The following is a 12,425-nucleotide window of genomic DNA, read 5'->3' on the forward strand; positions in this document are numbered from 1 at the left end:
GCATGAGCTCGTGTCCCAGGTGCGGGAAGATCGAGAAGTCGACGACCCCTAGGGTGCGGTCGCTTCCGGTGGGCGGCGTCCATTCGACGAAGTAGTCACCGATCCGGGGGGTCATCACCATGCTTCCGGCGCTCACCCCCGCCCAGACCGTCTCGGACAGCGACGGCAGGAGATCCGCCAGCCCGGACTGCCGGATCGGCTGGCCGGTCTGAGCGCCGAGCAGGCCGACACTCTGCTGCACATGCTCGCGGGCCCCGAGCCGATCCCCGGTGTCCGGCTCGAGAAGGAGCTCGGCGTGCCGCGTGCCGCAGTCGAGGTCCTGCTCGGCAGGGCCACCAATCTGGAGCTTCCGCTCAGCTGGGCGGCCCGCTTCAACCGGGTGGAATACGTGCGCCTGCTGCTCGACGCCGGTGCCGAGCCGGGTATCCGGACATGGGGCAGCACCCCGCTGGAGAAGGCCATCTATCACGGCAACACGGAGGTCGTGGACCTGCTCGCCGGGCATGGAATCGTCCCGCGGGCGCTCTGGATCTATGCCGCCTGCGGCCGGCAGGATCTGGTGCGGGCCTGTTTCGAGGCGGACGGCAGCCTCCGGCCGGACGCCTCGTCGGCGCGTCCCGATCTCGCCGACACCGGCGCGGGCTTTCCGTCTCGGCTGCCGGACCGATGATCCGGAGGAGATCGTGGGAGAGGCGTTCGTCCATGCATGCCAGCACGGCCGGGTCGAGGTCGTGCGCTGGTTCCTCGACCGCGGTGTCCATCCCGACGTCGCGCCCTACCTCGGGCGGACCGGTCTGCACTGGGCGATCCCGGGCGGTCGTCTCCAAGTGATCCGCCTGCTCCTGGAGCGCGGTGCCGACCCATCCATCCGCGACGATCTCCTGCAAATCGACGCCGACGGCTGGCTGCGCATCGCCTTCGCCGCTCGCCCGCACGATTTCGTGGCTCAGCAGCTCCACGATCTGATCGAGTCTCGATCGCGCTGAATCACTGGCCGGCGGCCGGTAACGCACCCCGGCCGCGCGGGCCGACTCCCCCCACGGGCGTGGGGTCATACCTGGTTGGCTGCTTCCCGCCGCATGTCAGCGGCGGCGTCAGGACGGCGACAGTCCGGTATCAGAGTGGTCGGCGATGGTGGATGTCATGAACGGTTCAGCGATTGCGGCCTCAGGGCTGCGAGCTGGGCCACGCCGAGCTCACCTCGCGCGTCGCTCTGGAAGCCCATGAGCGTCACGCCGGGATGGGGCTCGCAAGATCGAAACAACACAGCCAAGGAGCACATGATGCAGAAGTTCGACACCCTCGCCCCGATCTCCGCCATCCTTGACATCCCCGCGGGACGCATCCAGTTCATCGCCGCTGACCGGGGTGAGACCGCGGTCGAGGTGCTGCCCGTGAACGCCTCGAAGAGCCGCGACGTGAAGGCAGCAGAGGAGACCACGGTCGAATATGCCGACGGCGTCCTGCGGATCGCGACCCCGGCGAAGAACCAGTACCTCGGCGCGTCTGGATCCATCGAGGTGACGGTCAAGCTGCCCGCCGGCTCCCGCATCGAGGGCAAGGCGGCCAGCGCCGAACTCCGGACCGTCGGCCGCCTAGGCGACGTCACCTTCGAAGGTGCGTACAGCCAGATCAAGCTGGACGAGGCCGCGAGCCTGCGCCTCACCGCGGTCGACGGGGATGTCGAGGTCGGTCGGTTGGGTGGCCCCGCGGAGATCAGCACCGCGCGGGGCGACATCCGGATCGCCGAGGCCACCGGCGGCAAGGTCGTGCTCCGCACCCAGTCCGGCGACATCTCGATCTCCGCCGCCGCCGGCGTCTCGGCCTCACTGGACGCCGGCACCACCCACGGCCGCATCACCAACGCCCTCAAGAACGATGGCACCGCCGAGCTCGACATCCACGCCACCACCTCCAACGGCGACATCACCGCGCGCAGCCTGTGACCCGCAGCCCCCAAAGGAGAAGTAGACCAAGCGGCGGATGCCGCGGCCAGGATAGGGCGGTGATGAGAGAAGTCGCAGGTCAATGCGTGATCGCGGCGAGACTGTAGAACCGTCGGCTCAGCCTACGCAAGTTCGAATCTTGCACTTTTCACAGCAGATCAGAGGCCCTACGGGGCCTCTTCTGCGGTTCAGGGGCCGGCTGGCCGAGAGGATGCTTGATGCTCCTATGTAGCATCCTGCCCCACTCCCTCCATCGCCGACCGCCGCCCCGGCCGAAGCGGTCGGGGCGGCGGCCTATGGCCGTAAGGAGGAGGCGGCGGTTACTCGTAGATCAGTCCCACGCCTGGGACGCACTTGGGCTTCTTGGGAGTCATGACGAGGGCGCCGATGGTTGTCGGAGTCTGCAGCGGTCCACCCTGGACCTTCACCCCCGCGTAGTACTCAAAGCGGACCGGCCGGAAGATGTCGCACGGGTCCTTGGGAATGTACTGGGCCGGGATCCAGGTGGACCCGTCTCCGCCGCCACCACCGCCACCGCCACCGCCGGGGGAACCCGTGTCGGGGCCGCCCGGAGTCGGCGAGTCGGGGAACGGTCGGACCTTGTGGGGGTCGAACCAGAGGTCCCAGGACAGGACGATGCCGTTCGGGGTGATGGAACGGCACACGCTGTCGATGTCGGTGTCCTCGCACATCTGCGACCCGTTGGTGGCCGCCCATTCGTTGACCGCCTGGATCTCCTCGGGCGTCGCGACCAACGGCTGCGGATTGATGGTCAGGGCGCTGAACTTCGGCCCCTTCGGAAAGAGTGCCGGCATCTTTTCCGCCAGGAAGGTCGCGAGCGCCTGGCCGATGGCCACCGCACCGAGCTCGTTCGGATGGAAGCTCTCCTGGAACGACTGGAACGGCTTGCTCAAAACTAGATCCGGGCGGTAGACGAGGCCCTGGAAGTACGAGTCGGGCTGGCCGAGCTCATGTCCCGCGACCACGCTGGTGTTGTTCGGCCCAGCCGTGTTCGGGTCGAAGATGTGGACCTTGGTCTGCGGAAAGCTGGCCTGGAACTGCGCCACACCGTCCCGGATGGCCTTGTTCACCTTGACCGCGAAGGGATACATCATGTCCATGGTCCGGCCGGTGACCTCCTGGATGTCGGTGTTGCCCGACGCCTTGACCGCCAACGGGTAGAGCGCCACCACGATTTCCGCCTCGCCGTGGGTTTCCCGGACACTCCACAGGCCGTGGGCGACTTTGTCCTTCAGGTCGACGAATCGCGGCTCCAGCCGGCTTAGCTCAAGGGCGACCGATTTCTCCTGGTCTTCTTTCCACAGCAACGATCCCAAGAGGGAGCCGTTGGCCGGGAACAGGTACGCCGTGGCCGCGGTGCCGACCAGGTCGGCGAAACCGGCGTCGTTACCGCCGAGCCCGAAGTAGACGAGCTTGGCCGTGCTCGGGACGTCGTGGGTCTGTGGCGGGTTGCGGACGACTGTGCTGCCCTTCTTCTCCATCTGTGCCTCGTCGAGGTGTTTGAGCCACGCGCCGGACGAAGCATGGAAGAAGAGCCGGTCGCGTCCGATGACCGTTTCCATCTTGTCCGAGGTGAGGGTCATCCTGCGTAACGGGTTGCGGGCCATTTCCAGGGCCGCCCAGGCCACGTAGAAGGGGGCCAGACCGGACTGGTGGGTGAAGGCCTCCTTACCATCGGCCTTCGTCAAGTACTTGTGGTTATGGCTGGCGCCCTCACCGCTGGTGTAGCTGTCGCCGTAAACGACCGCCTCGTACGGATCCGGTTCCGTACCCGGGTCGAGACAGACCGGTGGGCAGCGTAACGGGGTCGTTGGCGGCGGGAGTGTCGGGCCTGCCCCCAATGGCGCTGACGAAGGGCGAGACAGCGACGGTACCGGATCGGCGCTGGCCATAGCGGCCGGCAGGAGCAGCCCCAGGGCGGCGAACAACGCCGTCAATACGACACGGGCCCGGGCACGTCTTCTGGCACGGAAAGGTGGCATATAAACCTCCCTCGATGACGCGTGGCTTGCCGCAGCAGCATGCTCCGCGGCGGCCGTCGCTAGCATCGGGCGGTTCCCTTATCCCACCCCCTACATCGACCCGGCGGCTGCTCAGTCGTCCCGGGCCTGCACGCCCGCGGTCAGGTGTTGGCTGAGCGTGACGCGTGACTGGACGCCGAGCTTCGCGAAGGTGCGGGAGAGGTGAGCCTCCACCGTCTTGGGGCTCAGGTACAGCCGCTCCGCGATCTGCTGATTCGTCAATCCGCCCACCGCGAGGTCGGCGATCTGCCGTTCCCGGGTGGTGAGCGTGGAGAGCGGACCGGCCGGTTGCCGCTGTCCCCGGGGCACTCGGGCGGCCAGCCGGCGTTCGTCGCGTGCCAACGCGGCGGACAACCAGGCCGCCCCGGCGGCGGCGTACAGGGATTTGGCCCGGCCTATCTCGTTCCGGACCGTCACCACCGAGCCCAGAGCGGCATGCAACTCGGCGGCGAGCTGCCGCGTGAGCCCCTCCTCGACCGGTGCGCCGGCGGCGGCGAAATGGTCGGCGCCCCGCGCCGCGTGAACGGCCGCCTCCTTCGATCGCCCCGAAAGCATGAGCACCTTCGCCTGCGCCCGATGCGCAAACCCCAACTGATGGGACAGACCCGACTTCATCGCCCGGGAAAGGGCGTGTTCGGCCAGCGAGCCGGCCTCGGACTGGGCACCGGCGGTGGCTGTGGTCATCGCCTGGAGGGCCAGGCAGTACGTCCTGGTCCATTCGTCGGCCGGGTCCTCCCCGGTCAACGCGGCGAGAGCGCGGTCCGGCTGCCCGGCCTCGGCGTAGACCAGGGCGAGGTCGAGCTGCGCCAGCCCGGACCACCAGCCCGACCGGGGCCGGGTCCCGGAGATCCGTTCGGCCAGTTCCAGGGCGGCCCGCGGTCCGTCCCGCCACAACAGCGGACGCAGCAACAGGATGCTGGACATGGCCAGGGTCTCCCGGCTGTGGATCAGCCGGGACGCCTCGCGGGCCTCCTCGGCGGCGGTCACCGCCTCGGACAGCCGGCCCTGCCGCTCGTTCAGCGCGGACAAGACGATGAGCAGGTACGGCACGCTGTGGCTACGCCCGGCACGGTAGGCGATGTCCAGCGCGCGGCGCAGATGCCGCGACGCGTCGTCGTAGCGCCGCAGGTGGATCTCGTTCCAGGCCAGCGGCGCGACCAGCTCAATGTGCGGCGCGAGCACGTCGTCGGTCATGGCGTCCGTCAACCACGCCGCCCGGTCGGCCTCGCTCCGGCTCTGGGCCACGTCGCCGTCGCGCAGACTGGCCAGCGCGTGGATGGTGCGGGCGGCTCCTTCCAGCGCCTTGTCGTCCGCGCCCCTCAGGGACTGGATCGCGACAGCGGTCGCGAGCCGGGCTCTTCTCGGCTGTCGCCCCATCAACTCGACCGCGGCCAGCCCGAGCTGGGCCAGGCTGGTCGACCGGTCGCGCGCTTGCGGCCGGGTCAGCTCGGTGGTGATCAGTGCTTTCGCCTCGTCGAAGTCGCCCAGCAGGCGATAGACCATCGAGGAGAAGCTCACCGCCGCGATCCGCAGCGGCCCCGGTGCCCGCATCACCTCTTGCAGGATCTGCCGGCTGGCCGCCAGATCGCCGGTCACCCCCAGCGCGCGGCCCAGCGCCCATTGCAGCTGGACCCGCCACGAGGCCCGCTCCGCCTCATCAGGTAACAACCGGATCGCGGTCCGCAACAGCCGGATGGCGGTGGACGGAGCGGCGTCCAGAGCCGCCGCGGCCGCCGCCTCCAGCGTCCGCACCGCCTGCAGGTCGCCATGCTGCGCCGATCGTGCGGTGTGGTGAGCCAGCAGTTGCAGCGGGCCGCCGTTGGCGCGCAGATACTCCGCCGCCCGGTCGTGTGCGCGTAATCGCCAGGCCGCGCCGGCCATCCAGTACGCCGCGGCCCGAACCAGGGGGTGGCGGAACCGGAAAGAGGCGTCGGCCTCGACCACCAGGCCCACGCCGACCAGGTGGTCGATGGCGCGATCGAGGGTGGCCTCGGGCAGTTCGGTGATGGACGCGACGAGGTCCAACGAAATCGGTTCGCCGGCCACCGCCGCCGCGCAGGCCACCTGCCGGACATCCGGCGTCAGAGCGGTCAGTTCGGTGCTGAGTACGTCTAGGAGTGCCCGCTCGGGTGCGCCGGTCGCCGTATCCCCGGCCTCCGCGAGGGCGGTGAGCGTCTCCACGCTGGCGTCGGCGAGCACCTGAAGGTAGAGCGGGTTTCCGTGGGTGGTGCGGTACAGCAGTCGTCGCCGGCCGCGGTCCGCCTCCGGCAACAGCGCCGCCACGTCGCTCTCTCCCAGCGGCCCGAGACTGATGTGGACGGTCGCGTCGCCGAGTTGGGCGACGGCCCGGGCGATGCCGGCGGGCACCTGGGCCGCGCGGTACGCGGTGGCGAGCAGCAACGGCGCCCGCGGCGGTCGGCGTAGCAGATACTCGGTCAGCTCGACAGAGGACTGATCCGCCCAGTGCAGGTCGTCGAGCACGATGGCGACCGGGCCGGCGGCCCCCTGGACTTCGATGAGCCGGCGCGCGCGTTGGAAGAGCCGGTAGCGGTCGAGCCCCGCGCGCCGGGCCTCGGACGGCCCGGTGGCGTCCAGCAGCAACTCGGTCAGCGCGCGCTGCGCGTCGCGGCTCCGATCACCCTGCTGGGGTTCGAAGGCGGCGAGATAGACGCCGAACGGCACGTCACGTTCGAACTCGGTCGCTTGACCGTGATGGACGGCGAAGCCATGGGCCCGGGCCAGATCGGCCAGTTCGGTGAGGAGACGGGTCTTTCCCATTCCCGGATCGCCACGCACCGCCACGGCCCGCAGCGCTCCGTCCGCCGCGCCCGACACGGCGCTCGCGAGGAGGCTGAGCTCAGCGTCGCGACCGATCGGCCTGCCGTATGTCGCTCCGTTGGCCATCTCGCCCTGAACATCCAGTCCGGTGAGTGAAGGTAGCAGACACATCCAGCGTAGTCGGATGATCGTCAGTTGGATAGCCGGATACCCTCGGGGGCTTCGCCGATCTCACGCCGGCGGTAGTACGGCGGTGCCGCGCTAAGATCGCGTCCCGTGCCTTCGGATGGTTCCTGGCGGATTGTCAGAATCGGAGTGGTAGGCCTGGTTCTCGCGGCGGCGGTCGCGGGGCTGGTGCTCGGCGACGCCTGGCTCTGGGTGGCCGTCGAATGGTCGCCGCCGGACTATGCCGAGTTCTACCCGCGCGGCGGGTTTGACACTCCGGCGGTTGTGGCACTGCTCGTGGCCGCCCCGGTGAAGGCCGCGCCGCTGTGGCTGATCCTGCGTGCCCCCGCGCCGGGACCGCTGGACCGCCGGGCGAAGGCGCTGCGCCGACTGCTGTATCTCGCGGTGGCGTACTCCCTCGTGCTCTGGTACCCGATCGCGCTCCTCCCTGGCGCGGTCAACATGGCATTCCAGCTCGCGCTGTGGACCGCGATCGACGTCCTCTACCTGCTCGTTATCCGCTGGCGGTCCCGCGTGCTGCGCGCGGCGGCCGGAGCGATGTTCGCGGTCGAGCTGGCTGGGATGGCCAACGTCCTGCTCGACGAACTCGGTCTCCCAGGTCTTCGCTCGGGCGGCATCGTCGAAGTGGGCTTGATGCTGAGCGGAGCGGCGGCGGCCATCATCACGGTCGTCGGGCAGCGGCGCGACGGCCGGTGGAGCCGCGGCACGCAGGCCGCCGGGTGGTTGTCGGTGGGCGTCTACGCGCTGGTCATCCCGCTCGACGTTCTCATCGGAAGGATCTCCAGCGGCAGCCTGGCGATGGCGGTCATGATGAACGCGGTGGGGCTCGTCACCACCGTGTGGATCGCGGCGACCGCCCGTGAACTGCCCGCTGAGGACCACCTGGCGGAACCTCCGCCCGCGCGGCGGCGGGTGATCCGTGTCGCGGTGACGGCCGTGACCGTACTGCCGATCATCGCACTGATCCAGCCGGAGCAGGCCGCGCACCTCACCTACACCGGCCGGTCGATGGACTGCTATGTCCGGCGGAGCTTCGGCGACCTGAAACCCGCGGAACGCGACGCCGCGTTCCTGTGCCGAGCGCGGAGCAGAGAGGGCGGGGTTCCGCCCCTGTTTCCGGACAGCCTGTCGGACCAAGCGGTCCTCGCGTACGGGCGGGCGCTGTGCCGTACAAAGGACCGCGACGAGCAGGAGGTGATTCTGCAGCGGGCCGGGAGCGCGCGGTCCGCCTCGGGCGCGGACCCGTGGGACCTCGTCTACGTGTGCCCGGAGATCGTCGGTGCGACCGATCCCGAGCTGCTGCGGTCGACCGCGGAGACGGAGGCGGCGGACGCCGCCTACATCGCCAAGGAGAACGCGAAGTGCCGCGACCCGTGGCCGCGGACGAAGGGTGTCGTCCAGGCCACGGCCAAATACTTCCTGTTCGTCGACGGCGATCCCGGCTATCTGGTCCACGACCCCGAGGACGCAGCGGCCGACGAGGCGGCGGAGCAGGCGATGGACAAGGTCTACGACGACGACGGCAACCTCATCGGGGTGGCCGGCAGCGCGGTGCTCATCGGCCACGTCGAAGACGTCGCTGATCTGTGCCTTACGGTGAAGGCCTTCCGTAGCGCGCCGCCACAGCGGACGGCCGGGTGGGATCAGGTCAACGAGGTGCCGATCGTCAGCCGCAGCGGCCGGCTCACCGTGCCGTATAGGGGCGAGGGCGGAGAGGTGGGCGCGGGTGCCCCGATGCCGAACCTGGCGATCGCGGGGAAGGGCGATTACCGGCTCCGTGTCTACGTGCGGGGCGACGCGGGGGAGGAGCAGCACCTGGTCGTCGTGTTCCCGGGTGCGTCGAGGAAGAGGCTTGAGCTGAAGCCGTGAACGGGGGCGGGGCGCGCACTCTCCTCCGTCGCGCTGCCAGGGAACGTCAAAAGCGATCTCCAACTGAAAAAGTTAGGATCGGGCCATGCCTTTAACGGTAGATGATGTCGACCGGTTCGAGCTGTCGAGGCCCCGGCTGGAGGCCATCGCCTACCGTCTCCTCGGCTGCGCGAACGAGGCGGAGGACGTCGTGCAGGAGACGTTCCTGCGCTGGCAGGCCGCCGACGTCGAGCGCGTCGAGGTCCCCGAGGCCTGGCTGACGAAGGTGCTCACCAACCTGTGCCTCAACCAGCTCACCTCCGCGCGGGCGCGCCGCGAGACCTACGTGGGCCAATGGCTTCCCGAGCCGCTGCTCGCCGGGGACCGGATGCTCGGCCCGGCCGACACCGCCGAGCAGCGCGAATCGGTCTCGTACGCGGTCCTCACCCTCATGGAGCGCCTGTCCCCCAACGAACGGGCCGTGTACGTGCTGCGGGAGGCCTTCGACTACCCGCACCGGGAGATCGCCGAGATCCTCGACATCACCGAGGCGGCCAGCCAGCAGATCTTTCACCGGGCCAAGAAGCATGTCGCCTATGGCAAAGCCCGCGCCGAGATCGACGAGGCGGCCGCCCAGCGGATCGTCGAGGAGTTCCTCGCGGCCGCCACCAGTGGCCAGACCGATGAGCTCGTACGCCTGCTCACCAAGGACGCCATCTCCATCGGCGACGGCGGAGGGAAGGTTCCGGCACGCACGAAGGCGTTCGAGGGGGCCGTCGCGGTCGCGAAGTTCGTGTGGGGCTTGTTCAAGCCCGCCGAGGCCAAGCGCGCTGTCGTCGGCGGCTCGCCCGAGATCTACGCCTGGACCGCCAATGGCGAACCCGCCGTTGTGGCCGTCGTGGCGGGCCGGGTGGTCGCCATCATGTGCCTGGAGGTCACCGAGGAGGGCATCACCGCCTGCCGTACCCAGGCAAACCCCGACAAGCTCGAACGCGCGACCGAGCAATGGGCGGCCACCAGCCATGGGGAGCCCCTGCTCGTGATGTGACGTGTCTCACATCGCGCTCCTGTCAGGAAACGGCGGGCCATCCGGTTCAAGTGGCACATCCGAACCGGACAGGAGCCTGAAATGCAGCACCGCGTCATCGTTCTCGGAGCCGGATACACCGGAGCCAGCGCCGCCGGCCGTCTCGCCAAGCGGCTGCGCCGCGAGGACGTCGCCATCACCCTCGTCAACGCCGAGCCCGACTTCGTGGAGCGCGTCCGCAATCACCAGCTCGCGACCGGCCAGGACCTCAGGCCCCGGCCACTCCGCGAGATCTTCGCCGGCACCGGCGTCGAACTGAGGCTCGCGAAGGTCACCGGCGTCGACGCCGACCGCAAGACCATCGCCATCACCGGTGCGGACGGTGCCGAAGAACTGGAGTACGACACGCTCGTGTACGCCCTCGGCAGCGGCTGGGACAGCCAAGGCGTACTCGGGACCGCCGAGCACGCCTACCAGATCGCCAGCCGTACCGGAGCGCTCCGGCTACGCGAGCGCCTGGCGGGCCTCGACGCCGGGCAGGCCGTGGTGGTGGTCGGGGGCGGCCTCACCGGCGTGGAAGCCTCCACCGAGATCGCCGAGGCCCGCCCGGACCTCAACGTCGCTCTGGCCGTCAGCGGCGGCCTCGGCGAGTGGGTCTCACCCAAGGGGCGCGAGCACGTCAGGAAGGTCTTCGGCAAGCTCGGCATCACCGCGTACGAGCACACCGCCATCAGCGGCGTCGAAGCCGACCACGTCACCACCGCCGACGGCAAGGTCATCCCCGCCGCGGTCACCGTATGGGCCGCCGGTTTCGCGGTCCACCCGATCGCGAAGGCGACCTCCCTGGAGGTCTCCGGCACCGGCCAGATCGTGGTCGACCGGACCATGCGCTCGGTCTCACACCCCGATGTGTACGCCGTCGGCGACGCGGCCATGGCGATGGGCGCCGGAGACAAGCCGCTACGGATGTCGTGCGCCTCGGGAATCCCCACCGCTTGGCTGGCCGCCGATGCCATCGCGGCGCGCCTGACCGGCCGGAAGGTCCCGAACAAGACGATCGGCTACTCCAACCAGTGCATCTCACTGGGCCGCAAGGAGGGCCTGATCCAGTACGTCACCGCCGACGACCGTGCCAGGCAGGCGGTCCTGACCGGCCGACTGGCCGCCGTCTACAAGGAACTGATCTGCAAGAGCGCCGCATGGAGCGTCGCCAACCCGACACTTGGGATGCCGACCCGGCAGCACCGCGTTGCGCATGAGCAGACGCCAAGGCACGAGACTGTATGAACATCGTTGTGGAGACGACCTGTCGGCCCGCGGTTCGGGGCGAGGCGCTCAGGCCGGCGGGCCCGCAGCACGCGCCGCCCGTCGGGTGCTCACCACGTTCCGACCGTGCCAGGCGAGTACGTAGCAGGCAAGTACCACGGCGGCCCCGTCGGCGCCTCTCAGGATCACGCTCCGCACCAGGTCGTAGCCGCTCACCGCGGCGCGGTCGCTCACCGCCCCGGCGGCGGCACCGGCGATCGCGGCCACCGTGACCATGGCCAGCGCCGCGCCGCGCACCCGCCCCGTCACCCCGGGCAGCCGTTCCGGCCGGACCGGGGTCCGCCGATACCAGAGCGCGAACCATCCGGCCAGGGTCGCCAGACCACCTACCGAACTGGCGTACATGAGCACGTTGAACACCCGATGCGGGCCGATGACCGGTAACCGCAGCACCTGCCAGTGCGCCACCGCGAACCCGCCGACCTGCGTGAACCCGTCCCACGGTCGGGGCCGGCGTGGATCATCGCCGCGCGCGCAGGACGCGGGGAGAGGCGCCCAGCTCACGGCGGCACGCCTTGTTGAACGCCTGCAGGTCCGCGATCCCCACTGCCGCGGCGATCGCGGGGATCGCCAGCGTCGACTCGCGCAGCATGTGCAGAGCCCGCGACAGCCGGCGGCGGCGGATGTAGGCGACCACCGTGTCACCGCTCTGGGCGCGGAACAGCCGGGTGAGGTGGTTGTGCGACACCCCGGCGGCCCTGGCGACGTCCGGTACGGTCAGCGGTGCGGCCAGGTTCGCCTCGATGTACTCGATCGCCGCGGCCACCACGGCGGGCCGGCTGCCGACCACGGGCAGGCTCGCCACCCGCCAGAGCACCGACCACACCTCGGCCGAGGCCCTGGCCGGGGTGCCGGGGACGGCCGCGATGGCCTGGCCCAGCGCGGCGCCGATGACCGGGGCCTGGTCGCCGGCGTCCCGCATGACCGTCACGGTACGGCGCTCGTCCTCGCCGGGCAGGCGGAAGTGCGCGTACAGGTGCTCTGATCTGCCCCGATAGTGATAGTGCACCTCGGCGCCAGGCGGGATCAGGCTCACGTGTCCCGGCTTGATGGCGTGCACGGTGTTCTCAAGGACGAGCTCGCCAGCGTAGCCGTACAGGTGGAGCTGCCACAGGTCGGGCAGCCGAAATACGTCGTGGAGACCGACGACGCCGTGCACGCCCACTCCCGCCCCGGCAACCGTCGGTGGCTCGGAGAGCGCGATCGTCACGTGACGCACAGCGCATGTCTACACCAGAGGGGGAAAATCAACCAGTAGTTGATGATTACAAC

11 protein-coding genes are annotated in these 12,425 nt (G+C 69.7%); 6 read left to right on the top strand and 5 right to left on the bottom strand.

Features of this window, described 5'->3' with window-relative positions; all coding sequences use genetic code 11:
• On the bottom strand, positions 1-241 hold a 241-nt coding region (locus tag LDL49_RS54065; RefSeq protein ID WP_225302760.1), incomplete at its 3' end, for a type 1 glutamine amidotransferase family protein.
• Here LDL49_RS54065 and LDL49_RS54070 point away from each other — a divergent pair.
• The 3 genes from LDL49_RS54070 to LDL49_RS54080 all read left to right on the top strand — a co-directional run bounded on the left by LDL49_RS54070 (position 242) and on the right by LDL49_RS54080 (position 1,946).
• A complete protein-coding gene (locus LDL49_RS54070; protein ID WP_225302761.1) occupies positions 242-670 on the top strand; it encodes an ankyrin repeat domain-containing protein in 429 nt (142 codons plus the stop codon).
• Positions 671-683: 13 nt separating this feature from the next.
• Entirely contained in the window at positions 684-986 is a 303-nt protein-coding gene (locus tag LDL49_RS54075) for an ankyrin repeat domain-containing protein (protein WP_225302762.1), read from the top strand.
• A gap of 297 nt (positions 987-1,283) precedes the next feature.
• Positions 1,284-1,946: a DUF4097 family beta strand repeat-containing protein gene (locus LDL49_RS54080; protein WP_225302790.1), complete on the top strand. Its 663-nt coding sequence runs from the start codon at positions 1,284-1,286 to the stop codon at positions 1,944-1,946.
• Positions 1,947-2,266: 320 nt separating this feature from the next.
• On the opposite strand, the gene LDL49_RS54085 is transcribed toward LDL49_RS54080, so the two are convergent.
• On the bottom strand, positions 2,267-3,655 hold the full coding sequence (locus LDL49_RS54085; RefSeq protein ID WP_225302763.1) for an SGNH/GDSL hydrolase family protein: 1,389 nt from the start codon (positions 3,653-3,655) through the stop codon (positions 2,267-2,269).
• Between the two features lie 405 nt (positions 3,656-4,060).
• A complete protein-coding gene (locus tag LDL49_RS54090; protein ID WP_225302764.1) occupies positions 4,061-6,892 on the bottom strand; it encodes a helix-turn-helix transcriptional regulator in 2,832 nt (943 codons plus the stop codon).
• Between the two features lie 189 nt (positions 6,893-7,081).
• On the opposite strand from LDL49_RS54090, the gene LDL49_RS54095 reads away from it, so the two are divergent.
• The 3 genes from LDL49_RS54095 to LDL49_RS54105 all read left to right on the top strand — a co-directional run bounded on the left by LDL49_RS54095 (position 7,082) and on the right by LDL49_RS54105 (position 11,114).
• Positions 7,082-8,821 carry a hypothetical protein gene (locus tag LDL49_RS54095; RefSeq protein WP_225302765.1) on the top strand — a complete coding sequence of 580 codons (1,740 nt, stop codon included), beginning with the start codon at positions 7,082-7,084 and terminating at the stop codon, positions 8,819-8,821.
• Positions 8,822-8,906: 85 nt separating this feature from the next.
• Complete coding sequence (locus tag LDL49_RS54100) at positions 8,907-9,848, top strand: RNA polymerase sigma-70 factor (protein ID WP_225302766.1); 942 nt, start codon at positions 8,907-8,909, stop codon at positions 9,846-9,848.
• 81 nt (positions 9,849-9,929) lie between these two features.
• Positions 9,930-11,114 carry an NAD(P)/FAD-dependent oxidoreductase gene (locus tag LDL49_RS54105; RefSeq protein ID WP_225302767.1) on the top strand — a complete coding sequence of 395 codons (1,185 nt, stop codon included), beginning with the start codon at positions 9,930-9,932 and terminating at the stop codon, positions 11,112-11,114.
• Between the two features lie 48 nt (positions 11,115-11,162).
• On the opposite strand, the gene LDL49_RS54110 is transcribed toward LDL49_RS54105, so the two are convergent.
• Both LDL49_RS54110 and LDL49_RS58985 read right to left on the bottom strand, forming a co-directional pair.
• On the bottom strand, positions 11,163-11,657 hold the full coding sequence (locus LDL49_RS54110) for a DUF4184 family protein (protein WP_225302768.1): 495 nt from the start codon (positions 11,655-11,657) through the stop codon (positions 11,163-11,165).
• Positions 11,614-12,372, bottom strand: a complete 759-nt coding sequence (locus LDL49_RS58985) for an AraC family transcriptional regulator (RefSeq protein ID WP_225302769.1) — start codon at positions 12,370-12,372, stop codon at positions 11,614-11,616. Before LDL49_RS58985 ends, LDL49_RS54110 begins: the two co-directional genes overlap by 44 nt.
• Positions 12,373-12,425 lie beyond the last annotated feature (53 nt).

Origin of the sequence: Nonomuraea aurantiaca (assembly GCF_020215705.1) — a bacterium.
GTDB lineage: Bacteria > Actinomycetota > Actinomycetes > Streptosporangiales > Streptosporangiaceae > Nonomuraea > Nonomuraea aurantiaca.